General features: G+C 60.0%; 21 protein-coding genes and 1 pseudogene. 7 read left to right on the top strand and 15 right to left on the bottom strand.

What is annotated here, in order from left to right:
- Window positions 1–39 precede the first annotated feature (39 nt).
- The 12 genes and pseudogenes from ACXAF5_RS19225 to tssA form a co-directional block, all read right to left on the bottom strand.
- Window positions 40–2,838, bottom strand: a complete 2,799-nt coding sequence (locus ACXAF5_RS19225; RefSeq protein ID WP_474947952.1) for a type VI secretion system contractile sheath domain-containing protein — start codon at window positions 2,836–2,838, stop codon at window positions 40–42.
- 747 nt (window positions 2,839–3,585) lie between these two features.
- Window positions 3,586–4,092: pseudogene (gene tssB, locus ACXAF5_RS19220) on the bottom strand (type VI secretion system contractile sheath small subunit); the annotation flags it as partial.
- On the bottom strand, window positions 4,085–4,936 hold the full coding sequence (locus ACXAF5_RS19215; protein WP_474947951.1) for an ion transporter: 852 nt from the start codon (window positions 4,934–4,936) through the stop codon (window positions 4,085–4,087). The pseudogene tssB (ACXAF5_RS19220) and the gene ACXAF5_RS19215, both read right to left, overlap by 8 nt.
- 220 nt (window positions 4,937–5,156) lie before the next feature.
- Window positions 5,157–7,886 carry a type VI secretion system ATPase TssH gene (tssH, locus tag ACXAF5_RS19210; RefSeq protein ID WP_474947873.1) on the bottom strand — a complete coding sequence of 910 codons (2,730 nt, stop codon included), beginning with the start codon at window positions 7,884–7,886 and terminating at the stop codon, window positions 5,157–5,159.
- Between the two features lies 1 nt (window position 7,887).
- Window positions 7,888–8,961, bottom strand: coding sequence for a type VI secretion system baseplate subunit TssG (gene tssG / locus ACXAF5_RS19205; protein ID WP_474947872.1), 1,074 nt, complete (start codon window positions 8,959–8,961; stop codon window positions 7,888–7,890).
- On the bottom strand, window positions 8,925–10,802 hold the full coding sequence (gene tssF, locus ACXAF5_RS19200) for a type VI secretion system baseplate subunit TssF (protein WP_474947871.1): 1,878 nt from the start codon (window positions 10,800–10,802) through the stop codon (window positions 8,925–8,927). Before tssF ends, tssG begins: the two co-directional genes overlap by 37 nt.
- 1 nt (window position 10,803) lies before the next feature.
- Complete coding sequence (gene tssE / locus ACXAF5_RS19195; RefSeq protein ID WP_474947870.1) at window positions 10,804–11,301, bottom strand: type VI secretion system baseplate subunit TssE; 498 nt, start codon at window positions 11,299–11,301, stop codon at window positions 10,804–10,806.
- Window positions 11,294–12,097, bottom strand: a complete 804-nt coding sequence (locus ACXAF5_RS19190; protein WP_474947950.1) for a type VI secretion system accessory protein TagJ — start codon at window positions 12,095–12,097, stop codon at window positions 11,294–11,296. The genes tssE and ACXAF5_RS19190 overlap by 8 nt, the downstream gene beginning before the upstream one ends.
- A gap of 101 nt (window positions 12,098–12,198) precedes the next feature.
- Entirely contained in the window at window positions 12,199–12,699 is a 501-nt protein-coding gene (locus tag ACXAF5_RS19185; protein WP_239324287.1) for an Hcp family type VI secretion system effector, read from the bottom strand.
- A gap of 75 nt (window positions 12,700–12,774) precedes the next feature.
- Window positions 12,775–14,271, bottom strand: coding sequence for a type VI secretion system contractile sheath large subunit (gene tssC, locus ACXAF5_RS19180; protein WP_239324289.1), 1,497 nt, complete (start codon window positions 14,269–14,271; stop codon window positions 12,775–12,777).
- 19 nt (window positions 14,272–14,290) lie between these two features.
- Window positions 14,291–14,806, bottom strand: a complete 516-nt coding sequence (gene tssB / locus ACXAF5_RS19175) for a type VI secretion system contractile sheath small subunit (protein WP_139663463.1) — start codon at window positions 14,804–14,806, stop codon at window positions 14,291–14,293.
- 77 nt (window positions 14,807–14,883) lie between these two features.
- Window positions 14,884–15,939, bottom strand: coding sequence for a type VI secretion system protein TssA (tssA, locus tag ACXAF5_RS19170; protein ID WP_474947869.1), 1,056 nt, complete (start codon window positions 15,937–15,939; stop codon window positions 14,884–14,886).
- A gap of 170 nt (window positions 15,940–16,109) precedes the next feature.
- Here tssA and ACXAF5_RS19165 point away from each other — a divergent pair, with 170 nt between their 5' ends.
- From ACXAF5_RS19165 to ACXAF5_RS19140, 6 genes are all read left to right on the top strand, one after another.
- Window positions 16,110–16,955 (top strand): hypothetical protein, encoded by an 846-nt coding sequence (locus ACXAF5_RS19165; protein ID WP_474947868.1) that lies wholly within the window; start codon window positions 16,110–16,112, stop codon window positions 16,953–16,955.
- Window positions 16,956–17,007: 52 nt separating this feature from the next.
- Window positions 17,008–17,430: a hypothetical protein gene (locus ACXAF5_RS19160; protein ID WP_474947867.1), complete on the top strand. Its 423-nt coding sequence runs from the start codon at window positions 17,008–17,010 to the stop codon at window positions 17,428–17,430.
- Between the two features lie 2 nt (window positions 17,431–17,432).
- Complete coding sequence (locus ACXAF5_RS19155; protein WP_474947866.1) at window positions 17,433–18,080, top strand: MotA/TolQ/ExbB proton channel family protein; 648 nt, start codon at window positions 17,433–17,435, stop codon at window positions 18,078–18,080.
- Entirely contained in the window at window positions 18,077–18,487 is a 411-nt protein-coding gene (locus ACXAF5_RS19150) for an ExbD/TolR family protein (protein WP_474947865.1), read from the top strand. The genes ACXAF5_RS19155 and ACXAF5_RS19150 overlap by 4 nt, the downstream gene beginning before the upstream one ends.
- Window positions 18,484–18,897, top strand: coding sequence for an ExbD/TolR family protein (locus ACXAF5_RS19145; protein WP_474947864.1), 414 nt, complete (start codon window positions 18,484–18,486; stop codon window positions 18,895–18,897). The genes ACXAF5_RS19150 and ACXAF5_RS19145 overlap by 4 nt, the downstream gene beginning before the upstream one ends.
- A gap of 311 nt (window positions 18,898–19,208) precedes the next feature.
- Window positions 19,209–20,519, top strand: a complete 1,311-nt coding sequence (locus tag ACXAF5_RS19140) for a DUF4384 domain-containing protein (protein WP_474947863.1) — start codon at window positions 19,209–19,211, stop codon at window positions 20,517–20,519.
- Window positions 20,520–20,528: 9 nt separating this feature from the next.
- On the opposite strand, the gene ACXAF5_RS19135 is transcribed toward ACXAF5_RS19140, so the two are convergent.
- Window positions 20,529–22,019: a caspase family protein gene (locus tag ACXAF5_RS19135; RefSeq protein ID WP_474947862.1), complete on the bottom strand. Its 1,491-nt coding sequence runs from the start codon at window positions 22,017–22,019 to the stop codon at window positions 20,529–20,531.
- A gap of 217 nt (window positions 22,020–22,236) precedes the next feature.
- On the opposite strand from ACXAF5_RS19135, the gene ACXAF5_RS19130 reads away from it, so the two are divergent.
- Window positions 22,237–23,277 (top strand): OmpA family protein, encoded by a 1,041-nt coding sequence (locus ACXAF5_RS19130; protein ID WP_474947861.1) that lies wholly within the window; start codon window positions 22,237–22,239, stop codon window positions 23,275–23,277.
- Between the two features lie 54 nt (window positions 23,278–23,331).
- Here the strand turns inward: ACXAF5_RS19130 and ACXAF5_RS19125 are convergent, their stop codons facing one another.
- Both ACXAF5_RS19125 and ACXAF5_RS19120 read right to left on the bottom strand, forming a co-directional pair.
- Window positions 23,332–24,456, bottom strand: coding sequence for a ParB/RepB/Spo0J family partition protein (locus tag ACXAF5_RS19125; RefSeq protein WP_474947860.1), 1,125 nt, complete (start codon window positions 24,454–24,456; stop codon window positions 23,332–23,334).
- Window positions 24,453–25,757, bottom strand: a complete 1,305-nt coding sequence (locus ACXAF5_RS19120) for an AAA family ATPase (RefSeq protein ID WP_239324305.1) — start codon at window positions 25,755–25,757, stop codon at window positions 24,453–24,455. The genes ACXAF5_RS19125 and ACXAF5_RS19120 overlap by 4 nt, the downstream gene beginning before the upstream one ends.

Here is a 25,757-nt window from a genome sequence, read left to right as displayed (position 1 = left end):
CGCGCCTCAGCCCTGGGCAAAGAGTTTCGGAATACAAAGTCACAGGTCATTCAAAAGTGCCTCTAGATCGGCGTCTATATCGCCGTCCAAATCAGAATCGTCATCATCACCAAATCCGGCGAGAAGCGCGTCGAGATCATCATCGCCGCCCTCGCCATCGTCGTCAAAATTCAAATCAAGCTCTGAGTCGTCATCCGTGCTGTCCGGCGCTGATTCAGGCCGGGGCGGTGTGGGGTCCGCCGGCGAGGGCGCAGGGGCAGGCTCGCCCGTCCACGGCCCCAGCAGCGCCTCGCCGCGCAGCGAGTTGAACGACGTCAAACGAATTTCATCCCGCCCCCGCACTGCTGCGATCGGCATGAAGCCTCGCTCCTTTGCGGCAGCAATCTTATCAAGATCGACGTTCCGTTCGGTGCAAGGCAACGCCACCTGATCACCGAAACGGTCCGTCACGTAATGATATGGCATATCCCCCAGCGACATGATCGATCCGAGTTGGAGCGATGCACCGTTCTCTTTGAAGGATTTTGCCATCAGGATTGCCGCCAGAACCACCGGGTTGCCCCATAGCATGCCGCGCAAGCCCTCGCTCTGGGTGAATTCCTCGAAATCAAACGGATCAATCGGTTCGCCTTTGGCCCCATAGGGTCGGCGCAACAGGAAGCGCGGGGTCAACAGTCCGAGATGGCCGGCCTCGACCATTCCGGCAAGCGTATCCCAGGCGTCAGCCACCAGTTTGGGGCGCTCGTCCTTGGGATGATCCCAGAAGGCAGGCGTCACGGATGCCAGAAAGGGGGCATCGACATGCGCCGCGACCCGGGCGAAGCGGCCCAGCAATTCCGCATGCGGCGGTGTTTCCTCAAACGTATAGAGCCCAATCAACGCCGAATAGGCGCCACGGCCGTTCTCCGCATCCATCGGCTCTTCTGTCAAAAGCCGCACAAATCCGCTTTGTGACAAGTCTTCCTGGGCGGCGAGATCGGCGGCGATTTCCTCCGCAGATACGTCATAGAGCATCACCTCCAGCGTATCATCCACTTCAACCGACCTCTGGATCAGGTCCAAGGATCGCCATTGCGCCTCGACCGACTGGAATTCCGGATGATGCAATACCAGTCGCATCGCATCAGATAGCGCCAGATCAACTGCGTCCTGCATGGCCCCGAGATTGGGGTCCGGCAGGGCGCGGATATGCGGACCAACAACGCGCGCCAGCATGTCGTCCACCGGAGACGCTTCGCGCAACCTGTTGCCCGTGTCACCGATCAGCTTTTGAAAATCGCTCAGCCGTCTGTCCGCAGGCACAGCATTGCCGCCGGACCGCGCTTTGGGCGCACGGATCGGCGTGCCATGCGCCTCTGCCCAAGCCGCCAATGTCTTCATGGCGTGGTCCTTGGTGGTGCCGCTCTGTAGCTGTTTGCGCAGCCCGACAAGCTCCGAGAACAGCGTGACATTGTCATAGAGCTCATCCGGATGCAGGTCGTCGAACTCTCCCAGCTTGACGGAAATCCCCGCGCCGTCCTTGCCGATGGGCAGCACAAGCTCAGTGGCGAAACTCTCGATCACATCCTCGAAGGTATCGGGATCCAGAACCATGGGTTTGCGCTGTGCCAGTGCATCGCCCGTGTCGATCAGGCCCCGGGCGGCGCGGCCCGTGAAATCGCCAAAAACCGCCAACCGAAAGCGCTTGCGCTCCAGTTTTTGCGGCTCGGGACGTTGCGCCGACAGTGTCCCATAAGCCAGTTCGGGCTCCGGTTGTTTCGAAGCGGCCTGCTCCTCGCCGGTTTCTGAATCCGCATCGCCCGCCAGCAGAGCATCCAGGTCGAGATCGCCCTCGGCATCCTCATCAAGGTCCCCCAACAGCGCATCAAGATCTGCCAGATCGTCTTCTTCCTCGGCGGCCGCTGCATCCTCCAGATCACCAAAAAGCGCATCCAGATCATCGTTTTGACTATCGGCTTCCTCCGACTCGTCGAGATCCGCCAAGAGCGCGTCCAGATCAGTTTCGGCTGCCTCGGTGGCGTCGGTCTCGGCGACATCCTCCGGTATGGTCGAAATGTCTTCTGCGTGCGGCGGTTCCGGATTTCCGTCGGGCGCATCGTGATCCGGCAGATCGCCCAGCAGATCCTCAAGGATCGGATCCGATGTGTCCTCATCGGAACTTGGGCCTTCCGACATATCAAGATCATCAAGAAGCGTATCCAGGTCGGCGGAGATCGTGTCCGCATCACCGTCTTCACTGGTGTCGGTTTGATCGCCCGCCGCGTCAGGGTCTGCCGCAACCACGCCGTCCGAGGGCTCATCCTCGTGGGTATCGAGATCAGACAGAAGATAATCAAGGTCTAGATCATCATCTGCGGTTGGGGTTTCGAGATCCTGTTCCGGGGCGTCGGCCTCGATTGCGGACAGGATGTCATCCACTGCTGTGTCGCCCTCGGGAGAAGCATCTCCTACATCGATGTCGGACAGACCAGACAGGATGTCATCCGCACCAAGATCACTTTCGTTTCCGGCTTCAGGCACTGGCAATTGATCCAATACCGTCTCGAGATCCGCGGTTTCCGCATCCGCGGCCTGCTCTACCGGTTCCAATCCGGCAAGGACATCATCCAGATTATCCTGGGCTTCCTCAGTCGCGGCTGGCACGTCCTCCAGCATCGACGCCAGATCGCTCTCTGCCGTGTCGGATGTGGCCTCCACAGGTTCCAACCCCGCCAAAACCTCTGAGACATCAGTCTCCGGTGCCGTTTCAGTGCCACCGAAGTCATCCAGCATATCGGACAACGCGCGTGCGTCGTCTTCGTCATCAGTCTCGAGGACCGGGTCGAGACCCGACAACACATCATCGACGTCAGTCTCTGGTGTGGTCTCCGCCGTGTCCAGCGCGCCGACAACAGTCTCAAGATCGACGGTATCGTCTTGCGTGGGCGTATTTACGACCTCGATCCCCGACAGCACATCATCAACATCAATGCCATCGTCGTCTGTCTCGGCCACTTCGAGGCTCTGAAGCACCTCCTCTACACCCGCAGCGCGAGGAGGCTCGGGAACCTCAGCATCCGCTAGACTGGCCAGCACCTGCTCTGAACCATCAGACTCCGGCGCGGCAGAGATGGGTTCTTGTGCAGAAAGTGCGTCAAGGACGGCCTCGGAATCATCCTGATCGTCCGCCTCGAACGGTGTTTGGGCCGCGAGTGTGCCCAGAGCGTCATCGACGGCTGTGTCCGCACTGACCTCCTCCGGTGCCTGATCCGAAAGCGATTGTAGAACGGAGCCGCGCTGATCCTCCTGCTCAGGCAGGGAGGGCTCTGCCGCAGCCAGGCGCGACAGGGTTTCGTCATGATCAGACTTAGCCGGAACCTCATCGGGCTCGGAGGCAGCCAGAGAAGACAGCACGCTGTCGGCGGCATCTGACACAGGTTCCTCGGTCGGTGCTGCCGCACGCAGATCGGCCAATACATCTGTCGCTGCATCCTCCGTGCCCGCGTCCTCGGGCGCCTGGGCAGCCAACTGCGTCAGAACATCCTCATGCCCGGGTTCCTCCGGCGCAGAGGCCGGTTGCGCATTGCGCAAGCTTTGAAGGGCTGCATCCGCCTCCGCATCGGGCCCTGCCCCCTGCCCCGCCAATGACGACAACAGACTCGGTGATCGCAGGACCGTTTCGATCAGCTCTTCGGCACCGGCCTTGCCATCCATATACGTCATGAGTTGTTCAAGCTGCTGGCGCGCCTCCAGCAACGGCCGCAAGGCATCCACCTTTGCCGCGACCGCCCCCGGTGTGAAATCGGTCATGCTCTCGAAGGTGAGATCGACGGCCAGCGTCCCCTCCCCCGTGAGCGTGTTGGGCACGGTGAAAGCGGCGCGCGGCGCCATCGACCGCATGCGTTCATCAAAATTGTCGGCGTCAATCTCCAGGAATTTCCGATCCGCTATCGCAGGCTGCGGCGTATTCGATTTCCCCACCAGGTCTGCCATGACGCCCATCACAAAGGGCAATTGAACCTTTTTCTCGGCGCCATAGAGTTCCACATCGTATTCGATCTGAACCCGGGGGGCCCGGTTGCGGGCGATGAACTTCTGCGCGCTATCAGTCATCTTTGCCCTCCTGCGTGAGTGCCGCAACTTCCGCTCTCAGGGCGCGGATTTCATCGCGAAGTTCCACAACGTGCCCATCGACGACGTCTGTTTCCGACTTAACCAGATCGCGTAGTTTGTGAATTTCCGCCTCGGTCTCTTCTTCCACCGCCGATTGCATCGTGTTCACCAGAAGACCGATGAAGAGGTTCAGCACGGAAAACGCAGTCACCACAATAAAGGGCACAAAAAACGCCCACGCTGTTGGGTACACCTCCATCACCGGTCGGACGATTCCCATCGACCAACTCTCCAGCGTCATGATCTGGAACAGCGAATACAAAGAGCGCCCAAGCGTGCCAAACCATTCCGGAAACGCCGCGCCATACATCAACGTCGCCATGACCGCGAAAATGTAAAAGACGATGGAGATCATCACGATGACGGCACCCATCCCCGGCAACGCGTCCAGCAATGCCTGCACCACCGCTCGCATCTGCGGGATCACCGACAACAGTCGCATCGCACGCAGGACCCGCAACCCACGCAGAGCAGAGAGCCCCTGCCGATCCGGCAACAGACCCAGCGCAACCACCACAAGGTCAAAGACGTTCCACGCCGAGGAAAAGAACCGCAATCCGTAGGCGTAGAGCTTCATGGCGAGTTCGACGATAAAGATCGCCAGGACCACATTGTCGATTATATCAAGCAGCTCGCCCACGTGGGCCTGCACCACCTTTGAGGTGCCAAGGCCCAGCGTTATCGCATTAAAGATGATCACCCCGAGAATGGCATTGGTAACGCTCGGCCGCTCGATCACGACCTGCGCCCAGGCGCGGCTTCCAAATGTCGGATTGGCGGTCATGTCTGACACGGTTCCTGTCTCCCAAGCTCTTCTGCGCACCCGCTCCGGGGGCAACCGCTCGCGCGGTTGTTGCCTTTTCCGGTTTAACCGGAGGGCTCCCTGCCTTGTCGGTATGGAGCCCGTTTAAATCACACCGCCGCAGCCTCCTGGCGGCACGCGGCTTTTATGGTCCCGGCCGTGTGAGGCGGCGTCTGCATCCACCGCCCCCCACCGGGTGTCTTCAATCGAAACTGTAGGTGAAGTCTCCACCCTCCACTTCGATAGCAACCCGCTTTACTTCCTGCCCTTCCATCAGACGACGTAGAAACTCGTTCGAAATATCCGGCAACATGGAATTGGTCACGATCGCATCGATCATGCGACCACCGCTTTCAAGCTCCTGGCACCGCTCGACAATCGCATCGACGACAGCGTCAGAGTAGCTGAAGGGCACGCCGTGGCTGTCTTCGACCCGCTTTTGAATACGGCCCAACTGAAGTTTGGTGATCTCCGCAATCATGTCGGGCGTCAGTGGATAATAAGGGATTGTCACCATTCGCCCCAGCAGCGCGGGTGGGAAGACCTTCAGCAAAGGATCACGTAGCGCCTTTGCCAGACCTTCCGGATCGGGCAGCAGGTCCGGATCGGAACACATGTCCATCACCATGTCGGACCCGGCGTTGGTCGTCAGCAGGATCAATGTGTTCTTGAAGTCAATGATGCGACCTTCGCCATCTTCCATCACGCCCTTGTCAAAGACCTGAAAGAAGATTTCGTGCACATCGGGGTGCGCTTTCTCGACCTCGTCAAGCAGGACCACGGAATAGGGTTTGCGCCGCACAGCCTCGGTCAGCACGCCCCCCTCGCCATAGCCGACATAGCCGGGAGGTGCCCCTTTCAGACTGCTGACGGTATGGGCCTCTTGATATTCGGACATGTTGATGGTGATGACATTCTGTTCGCCCCCATACATGACTTCGGCCAGCGCCAGCGCGGTCTCCGTCTTACCCACGCCCGACGTCCCGGCAAGCATGAACACACCGATGGGTTTGTTGGGATTGTCGAGCCCGGCACGGCTGGTCTGGATCCGCTTGGCGATCATTTTCATCGCGTGATCCTGACCGATCACGCGTTTGGCAAGGTGTTCTTCCAGACTGAGAATGGTCTGGATCTCGTCCTTCACCATGCGGCCCACAGGAATGCCGGTCCAGTCACCAACCACCGCGGCCACGGCCTGCTGATCGACGATCGGCAACATCAGCGGGCGGTCGCCTTGCAGGCTGACCAATTCGGCGTTCTTCGCCTTGAGCTCTGCCATCAACCCGGCGCGCGCCTCGTCGCTCAGCGGGCTGCCGCCGGCTTCGGTCGCGCCCGTGTCTCCGTCGTCTCCAGACGCCTGCTCGGTATCGACGGGCGCGGCGCCCTCCCGGAGTTTGGCGCGCAGGTCAAGGATGGCGTCCACGCAGGCTTTCTCCCGGTCCCACTGGGCGGTCAAGTCAGACAGGCGCTCTTCCTCTGCAACCTTGGCGGCAGTCACCGCCTCGCGACGATCCGCAACCTCATAGCCGGCCGTCTCGTCCCGACCGATGATCTCCAGTTCGGTGGTCAGCGCCTCGATCCGGCGCTGGCTGTCATCCACTTCTGCCGGGACCGCATGCTGGCTGACCGCAACCCGGGCACAGGCCGTATCCAGAAGGCTCACCGACTTATCCGGCAACTGGCGGGCCGGGATATAGCGCGCCGACAGAGACACAGCGGCCTCGATCCCCTCGTCCAGAACCTGCACGCGGTGGTGTTTCTCCAGCATCGATGCAATGCCACGCATCATCAGCACCGCCTTTGGGATCGACGGCTCTTCCACCTTGACCACCTGGAAACGGCGGGTGAGCGCCGGATCCTTCTCAATGTACTTCTTGTATTCTGCCCATGTGGTTGCACCGATCGTCCGCAGGGTGCCGCGGGCCAGAGCAGGTTTCAGCAGGTTCGCCGCATCGCCGGTGCCGGCGGCCCCGCCAGCCCCGACCAGCGTGTGGGTTTCATCCACGAACATCACGATCGGGGTCGGACTGGCCTGAACCTCGTCGATCACCTGGCGCAGTCGGTTTTCAAACTCGCCCTTCATGCTGGCGCCCGCCTGCAACAAGCCCACATCGAGGACCAGCAAGCGCACGTCCTGCAATGCCGGCGGTACGTCGCCGCGCGCAATTCGGAGCGCAAAGCCCTCGACAACAGCGGTTTTGCCGACGCCGGCCTCCCCTGTGAGGATCGGGTTGTTCTGACGTCGCCGCATCAGAATGTCGACGATCTGACGGATTTCCTCGTCCCGGCCAACGATCGGGTCGATTTCGCCGGCCTTGGCCTGGGCGGTCAGGTCGGTGCAGAATTGCTCCAACGCTTCGCCTTGCCCCATGGCACCCGGCGCCATGGCCGCAGAGGCTTCACCGGGTTCCGCCCCCCCTCCGACGTTGGAGCCGTCTTGCGCGGTCAACCTCTCCTCGGGCGATCCATCAGTGGCCGCGGCAAAATTGTCCGCAAGATCATCTGCTCCGATGCGCGCCAACTCCGGCGACATTGTACTGAGAATATTGCGCAGCGCCGGCGTCTTGAGCATCCCCAGCAGAAGATGGCCGGAGCGTACCTGGCTCGCCGAATACAAGAGCGATCCCCAGACCCAACCGCGCTCCATCGCATCCATGAGATGATCGGACAGATCGGAAATCGTTGACGCGCCACGCGGCAACTGATCCAGCGCCCGTGTCAATTCTGTCGCGATCTTTCCGGTATCAAGGTCATAATGGGCAATGATACGATGAATATCACTGTCCTGCTGCGCCAACAGCTGATGCAGCCAATGCACCAGCTCCACATAAGGGTTCCCGCGCATCTTGCAGAAGACGGTCGCGCTCTCGACAGCCTGATATCCCAGTTTGTTGAGCTTGCCAAAAAGCGCTACACGGCTGATCTCGGTCATATCAGGTCCTTCCCTCTGTCGAGCTGTCTTGCCCTGCGCCGCCGTGCGCGGGGTATAGGTATAAATCATCTGCATCCGGACGGGTTGCGTCCGGGTCCGGGCGGGTACGCACCCAGCTCGTATGCCCCAGGCGCGTGGTCCCGCCGAGGCTGGCACGCGGCACCTCTTCGCCATCGAGGATAAGGTTCACGTCCCAATCAAGGCAATCGCCGACATAGGACCGGACGATGGCGCGCACGCGTTTGAGGCTCTCTCCCCCCGGGAGCAACCTTTCGTAATCCGGCAACGACAAGGGGCCGATCCGGAGTCTGAACTTCGCTGAACGGCTCCAGACCTTGTCACCGATCGATGTGGTTTTCCCAAGCGCCCCCGAGCCCAGTTGCCAGCGGTCATCGGGTTCCAGTTCGAGCCAGGATCCGACGAACTCCTCCAGCTTCACCTCGACGCCGAGGAAGGAGGACAGGATCGAAACCAACCCTTCGGGGTTGCGCGCCTGTTGACCGAGATGACCGGCATAATGCAGCCGCGCCATGTCCGGCATCGCATCACGCCCCTGCAGGTGATCACCGTGGTATCCGGCAAGCGCCGCCACCTTGCGCGCGATCGGGTCGTCACCTCTGTCAAAGCTCACTGCGGGCGAACCCTGGGACCAGGCACGATACAACAGGCTCAACAAACGGTGCGTCAGCATATCAGCAAACGCCACCATGGTTGGGTCCCGATGGTTGCGCTTGCGGTCGCGCGCATATTCCGTCAAATGCAGCGGCAAAGGCCCGGAGGGCCCGAACAGGCCGAAGAACCGGTTTGTCAGGCGCGCGGGCCCTGTGGCGCTCCCGGGTTTGAAATCGGCGATCGTCGACGGGGGAAACGCCAGCTCGGCCTCTTGTCCAAGGCGCAGCGCATCATGGCGTGGCCGCCGGCTTTCACCAAGGCGCGGATGATCCCCGAAATGCGCCTCAAGCACGCGCAACGCCTGGAACAGGTGATGCTCCTGGGGGGAGTCGACAAGGTTGTCGAACAGGGTGTGTTGATCCCGGGTCACAGCGTGCGACCGAGACCTTTCTCTGGTCGCCATCGGGCAATTTCCCCGCGTTTTTCCGTTGTCAGGACGGTTTCGGTAAAGGAGTTGATGCTGGCATAGCCACGAAAGAAGCGCTCCAGCACGGCCCCAAGGGCATAGATATTGGTACCTTCGAAGTAGCTTTCGTCAAAGCCCAGCGACACCTCGATCCCGCGTACGGCCGTCGACAGAACTTCGTCACTCATGAGCCGGACGATCGGCCGGGTGGACACCGACAAGATACCTTCCAGCTGCTTTTCCGTGACCCGATTGCCCAACGGCGCATAAAGCCCGATCAATTCGCGCAGGGCGGACGCGGAATGCCCGGTGTCGCTTTCAGCAATCGACAGGTAGTTGAGGCTCAGATGCGAGATCAATCGCCAAGCCGTGTCGCCCTGAGCCAGAGTCGGATGCGGACGGGTTGGCGATACCGGCAGGGAGATCTTCTTGACCGGCCCGCCATCCGGCAAATGAAAGACATCCTCGTTCCCTGTCGCCAGCAGCATCGGCAAGTCACGATTGGTACACAGGGCGGTCACCGCCAGCTGTTCCAATCCGGCGCTGTAAGGGGCTTGCGCCCTGTCAACCAATGTCAAATAGGCCTCGGACCCGAGGTAGGAAGATCGCACACCACGCAGCCGCTCCTTCTCGGAACGCTGCCGCATCTTGCGCTTCAGGGTATAATAGGCCGGGTGCCCCTCCCCGGCGGCGGTCAGATCCGTGGCTGAATAGAACGGCCGAAACGTGACATCATCCTCGCCGTCACCGCTGATGCCGGTCACCGATTTCAGCGCGTAAATTTCATAATCGAGCCCGGCGGTGCGGTTCGGGATCACGTGGTGCTCTGTGTCCTTGGACAGGACCCGCACCCGGTCGCACCGTTTCTCGAACAGATTCACCGCAGGAACAGCATGCGGTTCAAAGACATCGGGCATAATGATCTGCTCGATATTCTTCATGCCCTCGCGCAGCAGGATATACACATCCACATCCGCGCCCTTGGCCCGTTGAAGAGCCGGCTTCAACCCGGTCAACTCGACAAAGCGGAACCGTTCAGGAAGCGCAAAATACTCCTGCAACAGGCGATAGCCATCAAACACGCGGCGCGGCACCGGCAGCAGGGCTTCGTCCGGCGAAAACCCGGTTTGCCGGACGAAGCCCTGCCGCAATGGCATTTGCCAATCATCGCGTCGATCCGTGCTGCGCCCCACAAGCCCGGACACTTGCGTGCACAGCAGTTCGAGCAAAGGCCAGCTGTTGCCTGCGGCATTGGTCAGGTAGAGGCTGAGATGATCCATATCCAACTCGCGGATCGGTTCACCATCCTTGCGACGCAACCGCAGCCGAATGCCCGCGCGTGCATCATAGCCCTGCGCGACCCCGGCGGCGACAAGTTCACCACGGCCATCGATATATTGCGCTTCTTCAATTTCGATGGGCCAGAGTGTCAGATCCGCCGCGGTACGAAACTCAACCGCAGTCTGGATACCGTCGGTCAATCCGGAGCGCATGGTTGTCCCACGCGACAGCTTGTATCCCGCCTTCACCGCAGAGTTGGAAATATCCGGCTCCAGCCGCGCAATCATCATCGAAGGGGTCGGGGCCAGGTAGTGTGGATAGATGATCTCGAGCAGGTTGGACGTGAAATTGGGGTATTGCAGTTGCAACTCCAATTGCACCCGGGCCGACAGGAAGGCAACGCCCTCCAGCAGACGCTCGACATAGGGGTCGAGCACCTCGACTCCCTCCATGCCGAGGCGCGACGCAATCTTTGGATAGGCGGCCGCAAACTCTGCCCCCATGTCGCGCAGGTAATTCAGTTCCGTCTCGTAATGCTCAAGTAACCGCGTATCCACGTTAACCCCTCCGGTCCATGTGGACTTCGCCTGTTGTGAGATCGACCTTCGAACGCAGATAGAGTTCCAGCGGCATGGGTTGCGCCCACATGTCCGCCCGGATCTCCAAAGCTACGGTCATCTGTGTCGTGTCTTCTGCATCCACCAGCGTGACATCGACCGAGCCATCAATAATTCTGGGTTCATAGGCCTGGATCGCGCTGCGTATGGAATCACGGATTTCCCGCATCTTTTCCTTTGCGGTGAACTCCCCCGTCACCTCATGCAGCCCGTAGTTCAGCACCGAACGTGACACCGACGGAAAACGCTCCTCGTCGATAAAGTGGCCACCATTCTGGGTGTTCAACAGCCAGGACAAATCGCGCTGGATGATTTCCCGCAAGCGCACCACGTCAATGACCCGAGAGTCGCGGGTTTCCTTCCGCTCGCCGGGCGCATCATCTGTGAGCCGATCCAGGAGGGACGGCTGCAAGCGCTCTGCGAGGGTCTTATCAGCCATCGCCGGACGTGCTCCCGTCCATTTTCAGCAGACGCAGATCCATCAAGGCAACGTCGTCCTGGTCTGTGGCAAGAACGCGTTGCCCAAGCCCGCCGAAAGACTCCGCGCCGAGATCAACCCAATCGGTCGACCGCGCAAGCGCCGTCAGCCCCCCCGCCTCGGCAGATCCCGGATACCGCGTCGGCACCAATACCGCCAAGGCCCCGCCGTCCTTGGGCGTCAGGGTTCCGGCCATCCAGACCGCATCGCGCAAATCCGCAGGCTCTTCCAGCTCCAGGGTGTCGATCTTGGAAAACGGCATCCAGAAGTAGCGTCCGTTGACGATCACCTCCAGCACCGGCCCCAAGCGCATATCGGCATCCGCAATCCAGTCGAACCGCTTTTCGTTTAACGTGCCACCTATTGCAGGCGCCGCATCAAAGGCTTTGGCACGTGTCTCTGCCGCTTGTTCGGGCTTCCCCGCCGCGAGGGTTTTTTGCGCCTGGATCAGCAAGGCCAGCCATTCCTCCGGCTCACCGAAGATCAGCGGCTCCTTCTCTCCCTTGAAGACCTTATCGCGGTAGACCTCGCAGATGATTGCCTCGCGATAGGCCTGCGCCATGGTGGTCGCTGCACTGTCCATATCGGCTGACAGCTTCAGCTGGGTGACGGCACGCTTCCAGTCCCCAAGCACGCAAAGAAGTTGGAACAGGAAGATGCGCAGCTTGGCGTTGGAAGGATCCTTGCGGACCTCATCCTGCAATGCGGCCAGAGCCGCCGCCGGGTCACCCGCCTTTAGTTGCTCTTGTGCTGTCATGGACACGAAGCGCTTCCCCCTGAAATTCTATAAGAAATCTATTACTGTCAGTCCCGGGCACTTCAGCGCCCGGGACTTTGATAACACGCAAGGTGCGGGAATTATTCGACCTGGCCGGTCTGAACGTTCCACTTGAAGGTGTTTTCGGTCTTGAGCTTCGCGGTCTTCTGGTCGGTGGACTTGTACTCATGCTCGATCGCGGCATAGGCCATGGTCCAGGTCTCTTCCGGGATGCCGTCCTCGGAGCCGGAGATCGAATAGCTGTCGATCACCACGTCCTTGAGGGTCCAGATCGAGTAAGCTTCGAGACCGGCAGAGGCGCTTTCGCCCGAACGGCACATATGCAGCTTGATTTCCGGACGCACGGTGCCGTTGGCCACGGAGGTCGCCAGCTTGTTGGAAGCGATCCCCATCTGCGAGGTGACTTCGATCTTGCCGAAGTTGGAGTTCGCGTGGCCACGCTGGGTGGAGCCAAGGTCGGACATTTCGACAGCGCGCTCGACATTCCAGCTCAGCGACTGGATCACGATCCACTTGTCGTGGCCCTTCTCGGTCGCGTCGCCGGGGATGTCGGAGATATTAACGAACATGTTCGCAGCCATTGTTCATTCCTTTCAGATCAGATGTTTTCGAGTTCGAAGTTATTTTCGAGTGACGTTGAAATCGGGGTTCTAAAATCAGCCACCCTTTTCGGACGGCAGTTTGGAAACCAGTCTCAAAGATACTGACAGGCCTTCCAGTTGGTAATGAGGACGCAGGAAGAACTTCGAGCTGTAATAGCCCGGGTTGCCTTCGACCTCTTCGACAACCACTTCGGCCGAAGCAAGCGGCTTGCGCGCCTTCTCCGACTCCGAGGAGATGTCGGCATTGAAATCAACGTAATTGTTGATCCAATCCTGTAGCCAGGACTCCATGTCCTGACGGCTCTTGAAAGAGCCAACCTTGTCGCGAACCATGCACTTCAGATAATGCGCAAAGCGGCAGGTTGCGAAAAGATACGGGAGACGCGCCCCGAGGTTCGCGTTGGCGGTGGCATCGGGGTCGTCGTATTCGGCGGGCTTGTGCAGGGACTGCGCGCCGATGAAGGTCGCCACATCGGTGTTCTTGCGGTGGATCAGCGGCATCATGCCGTTCTTGGCCAGCTCCGCCTCGCGGCGGTCATCGATCGCGATTTCGGTCGGGCATTTCTGGTCCACGCCACCATCGGTGGTCGGGAAAGTATGCGAGGGCAGCCCTTCGAGCGTGCCGCCGCTTTCAACGCCGCGGATGCGCGAACACCAGCCATAGCTCTTGAACGAACGGGTGATGTTGGTCGCCATGCCGTAAGCGGCATTGACCCAGCCGTATTTGTTGCTGTCGGCACCCTCGGTGTCTTCTTCAAAGGCAAATTCTTCCACCGGATCTGTCTGAGAGCCATAAGGCAGACGTCCAAGGAACCGCGGCATCGCGAGACCGACATATTTGGCATCCTCGCTGTCGCGCAAGCTCCGCCAGGCCGCATATTCCGGGGTCTGGAAGATCTTGGTCAGATCGCGCGGATTGGACAGTTCCGACCAGCTGTCCATCTGGAACAGCGTCGGCTTGGCCCCGGTGATCAGCGGCGCATGGGCGGCCGCAGCGATCTTGGACATCTCACCCAGAAGCTCGATATCGACGGGCGAATGATCGAAGTGGAAATCCGCCACCAGGCTGCCATAGGGCTCACCCCCCAACTGGCTGAATTCCTCGGTGTAGATCTTCTTGAAGATCGGCGACTGGTCCCAGGCAGTGCCCTTGAACTTTTTCAGGGTCTTGGAGAGCTCTTTCTTGGAGACCGGCATCACCCGGATCTTCAGCATCTCGTCGGTCTCGGTGTTGTTCACCAGATAGTGCAGACCGCGCCAGGCGCTTTCAAGCTGCTGGAACTCTTCGTTGTGCAGGATCAGGTTGACCTGCTCGGTGAGCTTTTTGTCAATCTCGGCCACGATGCTCTCGATCGAGCGGAGCGCATCGTCGGACACCAGGTTGGTGTTGGCCAGTGCCTGCTCGGCCAGCGTCTTGACCGCGGATTCCACGGCGGTCTTTGCCTGGTCGGATTTCGGCCGGAACTCCTTTTGCAGGAGGCTGGCGAATTCGCTGGAACCAAAGGCGGAAGCGCCCTCGGCGGCTTCTGTCTGAAGATCTTGTTCAGCCATATCTGTCCCTCCCTAAAATTTATTCGCCAGCGTCGTCAGCGCCACCGGGGGCGGGCTGCGCGGCCAAAGTCTTCAACAGCGACGGGTCCTGAATGATCTTGGAAATCAGATCCTCGGCCCCGGTCTTACCATCCATATATGTCATAAGATTGGAAAGCTGGGTGCGCGCTTCAAGGAGTTCGCGCAAAGGTTCTACTTTTGCAGCGATTGCGGCCGGCTTGAAATCATCCATGCTCTCGAAGGTGATGTCGACCGCCAGGTTGCCTTCGCCCGTCAGGGTGTTGGGCACGGTGAAAGCCGCGCGGGGCGCCATCGACTTCATGCGATCGTCGAAATTGTCCACGTCGATTTCGAGGAACTTGCGATCCGCAATTGCCGGCTGTTCGACCTCCGACTTCCCGACCAGATCGCTCATCACACCCATTACGAATGGCAGCTGAACCTTCTTTTCGGCGCCGTAGAGCTCGACGTCATATTCAATCTGAACGCGCGGCGCACGGTTGCGCGCGATGAACTTCTGGGAACTGTCTGCCATCTAGGCCTCCTCGATCGTCACTTCTTGTACGGCGCTGGAACAAGGTTCCGTCGCGCCAATTCGGAAATGGGTTTCTATCAATCGTCTTCGTCTTCGATGCCGCCAACCAGATGAACATTCTCCAAACCGCGTGGCGCCATATCATTTATAATGGTCAGGAAATCGGCCCCCACCAGGCGCTTGGCACGCTCCAGAAGCAGCGGCAGTGGGCTCGAGGGTTCCTCGCGCTTGTAATAGGCGATGATCCGGTCGATCGTGTTTGCCACATCGGTCGGCGAATTGATCGCGCCGGGCGCACCACCGCCAACGGGGCGTGATGGTGCTGCAGCGACATCCGCGCCGTCCGTCTCATCTTCCGTCGGGGTCGTCTGGTCCGTTTCTCCCATGCTACCATAAGATCGCATCTTTTGCGTCATCTGCCTCAAGAGCTTCAGGAGCGGGTCCAACTCTGGCCCCTGCCCCGGCGTCTGCTCATCGAAAACAGCCGAGATCGCCCGAATATTCGCTTCGATCGTCTCGATTGCGGAAAAACGTGCATTGAGGACATCGTCATCCGAATCCTGGAAGGCCGCACTGATCGTCGCCGTATCCGGGATGTGATCCATATGTGCCGGCGCTGCGATGAGGCCTTCCGCGATTTCGATATCCCGCATCGAGAACCGCCCAAAGCCCCGGCTCTCGGTCAAAGCTGCCCGGCGCAGCGAGCGGTAGACCGGCGACGGCCCGCCCATGCCATCAGGTTGCCCGCAGATGTCCTGCACCGCATTCACCCGCATGGTGGGATCGCCATCGTCCTCATCCAGCATCGGGTGGCAGGTGTCCCAGAAATCTTCGAGCATCCCCCGCATCAGGGTGGTGACATCGGCAAAGCCTTGCACCCCTTCTGATTGAAGAATTGCGTCAGAAAGGAAAACAGCTGCACGCAGGTCGTGGGCCCGCTCCAGAACGGCCAAAGCCTTGTTCTGAACTTCTCGATAGTCGGGGTCGGTCGCCGGCGTGACCTGATCCCCAATAACCGTTTCTTCACCCGGTTGGGCCGCAAGTTCCATTTCCGTAAAGTCCGGATCATACTCCGGATCGGATCCGCTGGGGGCATCATCCCCCTTGGATTGCAACAGGATGCTCACATCCATTTTGCACTAACCCCCGTCAGCAAAGCGCTTTTTTGTTCTGTCGGAATTGTGAAGCATTCCCACGCCTGCCGCAACGGATAATACCGCGCAACAAAACAATAACTTGACGCAAAGTGAGCCTTGCCGAATGCTCAATGTCAATTGTTTTGAAAGGTTCAGGAGGGTCAGCCATGCAACCGACGCGTATCGAGGGCGGCGATATGAGGACCCTGGTGCGCGAGGGAGCCAAGCGGCGCACGAGTTTCGCCTTTTGCCTGGATGGCAAGAATGACCCGCTGTTGCTGATTCAGCCAGGCAGCAAACCCGAGAAGCTTCGGCCACTGCTGAAGAAGGAAGGCGGTGGACCGCCAATGACTTGGGGGACATTCGTCGTCCGCTCGGACGAGATGGAAATGATCTGTGAGCAGGCCCCCGCGAAGGCGGTCACGAACCTGAAACGGTTCCTGCGCGCCAATAAACCCAAAGTGAATGTGCTGTTTCGCGATGACGGTGGCAATCTGCTGGATAGCCTCAAACCGGAAAAGAGCAAAAATGACGCTGATGTAACGACACTTGACGATGTGGACACCCCGGGAATCGACCCCAAGCTGGTCAAACCGCTGCTGGCACGCGCGAAGCGAATCAAACCAAGAATCGTTCAGGCCCCCGGTCCGCTTGAGCGCAAACTGAAGCGCGGGCTGTCCAAAGCGCTCAGCCTGATCAACGCAGGCAAGCTGGAAGACGCGCAAACGCTGATCACCATGATCGAACAGGCGGTTGCCCGCATCGGTGCGGACCGCGAGGATGCCGATAGCAGTATGAAACGCGCCGACCGCGAACGCCAAACCCGACCGCTTGGCGCGGACCTGAAGCGTGCGAAGAAGTTGCGCACCTCAATGGGGCAGGTTGCCGGCGGCAAGCGGGAAAAGCTGGATCGAGCGCTCCGCGTTGCCGCCCGGCTCCTGAAGCAGCGGGATCATGACAAGGCGCGGGAGGTCATGGACCGTATCGAAGCCGCGCTCGGTGCCGCGATCTGAACCACCCGCCCTCCCCTTCTGAACACGCACAATCCAACGTCGGAGATCCAGAATGCGAAGCCCTCTTCCTGCCCTCCTCGTCGCTATCTCGATTGCGCTTTCGGGACCGGCGCTTGCCGACAGCGGCCGGCTCCTGGTCGAGCTCAACAAGACCGAGAGCATCGAAGGCGGCGGTTGCCGTGCCTTTTTCTTGTTCCGCAATGAAACAGGAAAGAGCTTTGCAGGCTTCGAGATGTCCCTGGCCGTCCTGGACGCACGCGGGGTCATTGATCGGTTGCTGTCCATCGACGCTGCGCCATTGCCCGTGGCGCGCACCACGCTCAAGCTGTTCGAAATTCCGGACCTGAGTTGCACCGACATCTCCGAGGTGCTGCTCCATGACATGACCGCCTGCCAGCCTCAAAACGAGGAAGAAATGGACTGCTTCTCGATCCTGGATCTGGCCTCCCGCTCTGACACGCGCTTGGTGAAATAGACATGGAGCGCCTGCTGGAAAACGTCGGCACCGGCGCACCAATCCTGTTGGTTCTCGCCATACTGTCTTTGCTGTCACTGACCATCATCATCGCCAAGGGTATCGAATTGCGCTCGGTCCTCTCGGGGGAGGACAAGCGGCGCGACGCGATCTCGCGCTGGCGCAAGAACGAGAAGCCCGATGCGCTCCGAATGATCGGAACCCAAACGCCGGCAGATCGCGTTCTGAGCTTTGCGATGTCGGGTACCCTGGAGCGCCTGCGTCCTGCCCTGCTGCAATCGGAGCTTGAGCGCAGAGGCAGCGCCGAGCTTTTGACCCTCGCACACCGTCTCAGGATACTGGAAATTACCGCCATGATCTCCCCCCTGCTTGGACTACTCGGCACCGTGCTGGGAATGATCCAGAGTTTCCAGGAACTTGAACTCGCAGAGGGCGCAGCCAATGCAGCGCTTCTTGCTGGGGGTATATGGCAGGCGTTGCTGACCACCGCCGCCGGTCTTCTGGTGGCGATCCCCGCCGCCATCGCAGCGGGTTTGTATTCCGCACGCATTGAACGGGTCGCCCAGAGCATCGAGCGCAGCATCGGTCAGTTTCTACTCGCCGAAGAGGCCGCCCAGTCCGCAGGAGACGCCACACGCGAAGCCCCATGAAACTGAACCGGCCCGCACGCGCAACCAGTCTGATCTCTCTGGTGCCCATGATCGACGTTCTGTTGATCCTGCTGGTTTTCTTTATGGTAACATCGACGTATCTGAACCTGAACATGTTGCCGGTGCGCAATCCGGCCCCTCAATCCGGCGTCTCAGTCGGCGCTGATCCCGAGGTGGTCTTGATCCGGCTGTCCGCCGATGGCCGCGTCAGGATCGGGAACCGGAATGTGGCGATGGGTCAGTTGCACGAAAACCTGCAGGACTTCACTGCGCGACCGGACACGCTTCGGGTGCTGATCCTGCCCTCCGCCGCTGCAAGCACGCAGTCCTTGGTTTCGGTTCTCGAGACGGTCGCCCAAGCAGATGTTAGGCAGGTTCAGATCCTGCGCCTGGAGGTGCAAAAATGAAGCTTGATCGACCCGCAAGCGGCGCCCGTGGCGAGCCCATTACAGCCCTGATCGATGTGGTGTTCTTTCTGTTGGTGTTCTTCATGCTGATCGGGCGTATGGATGCGACCGCGCCCTTTGACGTTGCGCCACCAGTGGTCTCCAGCGCCGCCAGCCTGCCCTCTGGCGGCGCCACACTCTCGGTTTCGGAACACGGCGCCTTGGCCCTGAATGGTGAACCGGTCGATCAGGCCGCGGTGGCAAAGGCGCTCGCCACACTGCAGGACAGCTCTGACGGCCTGCGACTGCGGATCAATGCCCATCGCGAGGCCAGCTTGCGACATGTCTTGCCCCTCTTGTCAGTGGCCGAGGCTGAAGGTTTTGATGACATCGTTCTGATCGTCACGCCAAGCGGCGCGACAGTCAGGTGACTCTCGCCGAACAACATAACCCACCTGGGTATACGCCCCTTGTGTGGAGCGTTGGGCTTTTGGGTTCGGTAGCTGCGAACACGGCGTTGATTGCGCTTGTTTTGCTCAGCCTGCACCCCGCACCCCCCCGGCATCACTCCGAAACACCAACCGAGCTTCAGGTCACTGCGCACAGCGTGCCACGCAGCAGTGCCTCCCCCTCCGACGCAAGCGGCGCCCCCCTTGACCCGGCCGAACAGAGTTCAAACCCGGTGGGCGCAGGCCCGCTCCCCAGACGCCGGGCCGAGGCTGTCGAGATCGAGGCGCCTTCCGTGGCCACACCCACGCCGCAGGGCGCGCAATTGTCGGCGAGTGCGCCGCCCAGCTCTTCGCTTGCACCTAGCACCGGTGCTCCGACGACGCTCTCATCGCAAGATGCGCCCCAAGAGGTAGTGACCTCTGGCTCTTTGCAGGCCACGCCGCTTGATACGGTCGTTCCGCACCGCACCGAAGCCGCGTCTGCAATCCCCTCCGCGGAAGCAGTGCGCGCCACCGAGGATATCGCCACACCTGAACTGTCTGCGGCGCTCCCCGTAAACGCGCAGCCGCTCGCCGACGTTCAAGAGGTGAGGACGGAAAAAACACCGGCGGAGACACCTGCCGCAGTGTCCTTGCACGCATCAGACCAACCGGCTGCCAGGCTGGATGCCACATTGATCCCTGCCCCCGATCTGGAAGCTCTTGCTCAATCCGGGCAATCCATCGCCGCACTTCCCGCATCCGAGGTGGCATCCTCTCGGCCCGCCGCGCAAGCCAACTCCGAGAAGATCACCGCCGCGCTGGCGTTTGTGGGCACCTCCTCTGGTGATGTCGATCCGCAATCCTTGGCCGCATTTCGCGCCTTTCAGGCCCCCGGCCCTGCGGATCAGGAGGTCCGGGACGGTCTGGCCGCGCAACTCGCCGCCCTACCCTGCGCGCGGGTGCAACTCGCATTCGATCCGGAGACTGCCACCTTGAATGCCACCGGGCACATCCCCGATCACACATTGCGTCCCGAGATCCTCAACGCTTTGCAGTCACAAATGGGGAGCGACATCGCGGTATCGGACAGTCTTCGTATCCTGCCACCACCACAATGCGGCGCGCTTTCTGCCATCTCGGATCTTGGCCTGCCGCAAAGCACGGATCAGACAACGGATCCACGTCTGATTGGACAGGACACCTATGCACGTGCCCTGACCTTCTCTGGTGGGCAACAGCTCTATTTCAACCTCACCGCACCCGATTATCCGGCCTATGTGTACGTCGACTATTTCGACGCCACCGGAAACGTCATTCATCTAAGGCCAAATGCATACGCCCCGCTGACGTTGATCCCACCTGCCGAACAGCTCCATGTGGGCGCGCGCGCCGCAGCGGACACCGGTTTGCAGATCACGGTTGGGCCACCCTATGGTCAGGAAATCGTCGTCGCCTTTGCCAGCTCACACCCGCTCCACCCGGATACCGCTCTGCGACCGCTCTCAGAACCCGCATCGCCGTATCTATCCGACCTGAAGAGCGCCATTGCCGCCGCCCGCGCACAACATACTGATTTCAAAGGAGAATGGGTGTATTTCCTCGTGGTCACGCAAGCGCCCTGACCACGCGCGTCAGTCGCAATCACCCGTCGCCCAGCTCCGCAGTGCCCGCTTCATCACGCCGCCGAAAGGATGCTGCTTTGAAAGGGAGCGCTGAAGGTCGGCCGTCAGATAGGTCCGCGCCTGTGTGCACAGCGCATCGCGCGTCCAGTTGTGGCAATTGCTACAGCTTTGCTCCTTCCAGTATTCCTCGGGCAAACCGGCCACCGGCGGAAAGAGCGGAGATTGTTGCACCAGATGCTCCAGCGTCAGCCCATTGACCTGCTCCAGGTCGCTCTTGAGCGCACTGGTAAAGGAAATAGGACCTGTCTCGATCTGCTCGGACAACGGCTCATCCATCAGGCTTGTGGTCACAGTTGGAACGCCGCCGAGATCGAGATCGGCACCTGCCCCGGTTTGGCGCGCCGCAAGCTCGACCTCTGCAAGTTCCTGGTACCGCCCATCCGGAAAGGCCTGGAGATAAGCTTCTAGAGCGGCTGTACCTGCCTCGTTATGCGCCGCTTCGAACATCGCCGTTTCATCCGTTATCGGATGGCTGCCTTGGGCCGACTCGTCCGTGTTTGACCGATGCGAGATCTCCGCCAGCAAGGCGCGCGCATCGGCTGCATAGGGGCTCTTCCCATAGGACCGCAGGAAGAGCATCAACTGAACCGCATCGCGGCTTTCCCGCGCGAGGTTCCAAAGCTCACGCTCGGCAATCGCCGCATTGGAGCGTGGCTCGGTCCCGGATGAAACTTTGTTGAACACAAAATCGCTGACAAGCGAGCTGCTGTCCCAAGGCGTCTGGCGACCGTCGGTCGCCTCCAGAACGGACCGGCGCACCTGCTTCAGCACCTGTTCGATTGGCTGATTGGCGACGGTCATCTCCCGCGCCAGCGCTTCTGTGAAGGGGCTATTGCCCTCGACACCATCAAGCGCCACCGCACCGGGTGCCGTCGCGTAGGCAAGAAAGGTCCCGGTTGGGGCCTGCATTTCTGCCAGACCATTGTCATTCAGGTCAGCGACGCTCACAAAAGGGTTGTTGCGGCACGCATCGAGGATCACGATGTTGGTGGCGTTTCGGGCCGATGCCATCTGACGCAGGACGGATTGCGCCTCGACGGCCACGAGATCTAGATCCGCCGCATCACTCAGCGCCACATCCACCGGCAGCAGGTAATTGTTGCCAAAGCTCTGCACCCCATGGCCTGCGTAGTAAAACAGGCCGACAGCGCTTTCATCCTTGGCACGAAGCGCACGCCCGAATTGCGCAATGCCCCGCTTCAACTCCACCTGAGTTGCATCGGTGATCAGCGTCACCTCAAAGCCCAGTTCCTCAAGCGAGTCCGCTATCAGCTCTGCATCGTGGACGGGGTTCTCCAATGCCGTCACCGAACCATAGGCCGAATTGCCGACAACCAGCGCCATACGGTCCGCGGCGTGCAAAAGGCCAGCCCAAAGGATGAGCCACAGGGTTGTCGCTGCAAGGAGCCACATCGGCAGGTTCAGACGTCGAGGTATCACGGGTATCTTTCGGTTTGGCCACGGGATCAATTGCCCACCCCAGATTGCCCGGGACGGTGGGCAAGACCAGTATGGCACGCTTTTCTCAACGTGTAATTTACATGTGTTTGCAATTCGAGACCACACGGCGCGCACTGTGCTGTTAGCTCACTGCGCTGGAAATGCTACACTGGCCACCAGGATGCTCCGCAGCGCCAGACCCAAAGGAACCCCAGGCATGAAAAACCGCCTTTACCTATTGTTTTTATTTACTTTTATATTCTCTCCTATCCTCGCGACGGCCAATCCCTTTGCCGGCGGGTGGCGACTGCAGACCGATCAGTCCAACATCGGCTTCCTGTCCGTTAAAAAAGGGACAATTGCGGAATACAGTGGTTTTGCGTCGTTCTCCGGAGCAATTGACCCCACGGGGACAGCCAAAATCTCTGTCGCCCTGGATTCGGTGGACACCAAAATCGACCTCCGCAACGTCCGCATGCGGTTCCTGTTCTTTGAAACCTTCAAGCACAGCGAGGCCGTGATCGAAACATCGCTTGCACCAGCGCAGGTGGCCAATCTGGCAGAGATGCGGAGAAAGACCATCGACTTGTCGGTCGCCCTCACGCTGCACGGGGTAGAAGCCAATGTCACGGCTCCTGTTGCGGTGACATTGCTGGACGACAATACCGTGAACGTCGCAACAGTTCAGCCGATCATTCTGTCCCTCGCCGATTTTGATCTGCTGGGCGGGCTGGCGAAACTTGAAGAAGCTGCCAATGTCACCATCACGCCGGTGGGGATCGTCAGCCTTGACCTGACTTTTACCCGCACGGGAACGGACACCGAGGTTGCCGCGATAGACACACCCTCGGCAGGCAAGAGCGCGGCGCTGGAAACCTCCGGCACCTTCAACCGAGAGGAATGTGTCGGCCGCTTCGAGATTTTGTCGCAAAGTCGCAGCCTGAACTTCCCGCCGAACACGGCTGCCATCACTGACGATGCCAGTGCGTTTCTCGATGTGCTGGCAGATGTGGTGAACCGATGCCCGGACATGAAAGTCGAGGTCGGAGGACATACAGATTCTTGGGGCAAAGCGGCCTGGAACCTCGAGCTGAGCCGACAGAGGGCGGTGGCTGTCGCCAAATACCTGATCTCCAAAGGCGCGGCACAATCCCGGTTGGTCCCCGTTGGATATGGTGAAACCAGCCCGCTTGTCGACAACAACACCCTTGAAAATCGCGCCAAGAACCGCCGCATCGAGTTCAAGGTACTCAATTAAAAAAGGCGCTGTCCCCGCGGGGACAGCGCCATTCATAGCGCGCAGAGCTGGGACCTACTCTTCCAGCTCCGCAAAGAACGCGTGGATCGCCGCCTCCAGCTTGCGTTGATCTACACCCGAGAAGTCACGCTCCATCGCCATTTCAATTCGACCATTGCGGGCCTGACACCGCACTGTCCCCGCGGGGACAGTGCATCGCAATGTGGTCTTGGCCTGCCCGCCCGGTGCCGCCTTCGCCGCCCCATCAGTGGCTTGCTCTGAACTTGCAGAACGCGCAGCTCCTTGGCCACGGCCCGCCAACCATGTCTTCAGAATCTCCAGTTCATCGTCGTGGGTTTCAGCGGCAGCGACGCGAAGGCGACTCCGTAGCTCTGCGCTGGCTGCCTCATCCGCCAACAGAGCGCGCCGCAGATCCAGCCCCAGGTTTCGGGAGATCGCCTCCGGGAAGCGCAGCTCCGCCCCCAAAAGATCAAGCAGCTCTGCGAAGTTGCGAATATAAACCCGTTTCTGGCGCCCAGCCGATGCATAGAGCGTCGCAACCGCAGCATCCAGATCCGGGGCCTCAGTCTCCGGGTCTTCACAGTAGGACACGGCCAACTGCGCCATTTCGGCAAAGGAAATGTCCCGACGCACGAGGTTCTCATCGACCATGCGCCGGTAGAGCCCTTGCAGCGTTTCACCGCGCGCGACCAGGCCAGCCGGGATTGCTGCAAACTCTTCATCACCGGTTTCCTGAAGCAGTTCACGATAGGCCGACATACGGCGAAACCCCTGAACCAGCTGATACCCATCGCCGTCTTCCTCCACCCGAATTGGGTTCGAAAGCCCGATGGTGCGAATGGATTCCTTCAGCTCTGCCAGTTCAGGATCGATTTTGGAAGACCGGTCCCGCGTCAGCTTGGTGACCTTGATTTGATCGAGCGGGATCCGATCGACCACAAGCCCCAGCTTCTTCAGGCGCACGAACTCATGTGCGAGCCTGTCATTCTCGGCGCGAATGGTCTGCTCGACCTCGGCACGCGCGCGCAAGGCTTCGGCGTTTTCGGAAATCGCCTTGGCCATCGGACCGCGGCGATGATCCGGGGAAGGGCCCGCATCCTCGGCATCAGCCTTCTCCGTCCCCGCGGGGACAGCCGGCTCATCCGGGAAATCGATATCAAAGACTCTGCGCTTGCTCATGCCTCATCCTCCAATTTCTCCCAGGCCTCGAGGACATTGCCACGAAATTCTTCATAGGCTTTGTCAAAGGAGACACGCGCGCGGCGCCACGTTTCCCGCGTCATATCCCGATAGTCGATCTCATAGATCGAACTGAGAAACCGGCCGGATTGCTCTACCGCACGGGTCATCTCGATCGGGTGTTCGGTCATGCGATCTCCGAACACTTTCATAAATGCGGACCGCATGGCACGATGAAGATCATTCCCGGACTCATAGCGCGTCAGCAGGAAGCGCACATCCTGGAACACCTTCGGCAGATTGAACGTCCCCGTGGGGACAACGCCATTGAAGGCCGACAGGTCCTCAAGTGCCTCCGACAACTGACCGATGAACGACGTCGTGGAATCATATTCCCAATACCCGGGACCTGACGGGACATAGAGCATATCGGCAGCAAAAACCGCGTTCATCGACTGATAGCCGATTGCCGGTGGGCAATCGAAGATCATCATGTCGTAGTCATCACTCGGAAGCTGATCGAGATACCGCGACACGGCCGCAAAGAAAGACCACTCCGGATTCAGATGGCGGTATTGCGCGGATGCAAATTCGACGAAGGCGGCGTTCGCGCAGGATGGGATCACATCGATCGTTGGCCAGCTGGTCGGTTTGACAAAGTCGGAAATCCTCAGATCCTGCAGCCCCATGCCGGTGATGGAGGAGGGCAGTCGCCGCTCGGGCAGGGCAGATCCACTTTCAGCCCCGCGCACCGAGGCATTCATGCGCTCCGTCTCGCGCACCAGGTCCCGCGCCATGATCCCCCAGACCGTGTAATCCTCCGCCACGTCCGACAACCCCATGGAGTGCGACAGCGTCGCCTGCGGATCAAAATCCACACAGAGCACACGATAGCCATCCAGCGCCGCGGCATGGGCAAAGTGCAAAGCAACCGTCGATTTTCCGGCCCCGCCCTTGAAGTTCGAAATGGCGACGCGGATTGCGCGCTTGCCCGCAGGCCGGCCCGGCATCAGCGATTTCCGGTTGATCTTGATGCGGCGGCGCAGCTCGTTGATTTCGTCCAATGAGTACCATCGCTGGCGCCCGTCTTCCTCCACATGCCCTTGAGGGAGGCTCGGATCAGCGGCCAATCGTCCACGCAGGGTGGACTGGTTCACCTTGAATATCAGCTCGGCAACTTCCCAACTGGAGAACCGTCGAAGGGTCTTTTCCATCTCTGGTGAAAAGGTCTGCTGCCGGATCCAGCTCTGCATCTTCAAAGATTGCGCCTGAAGCGCCGCAAGGTCCTCATGGGTGTACAT

The organism is Epibacterium sp. ABV4_022, from assembly GCF_056159345.1.
This window is presented reverse-complemented; position numbering and strand designations above follow the sequence as displayed.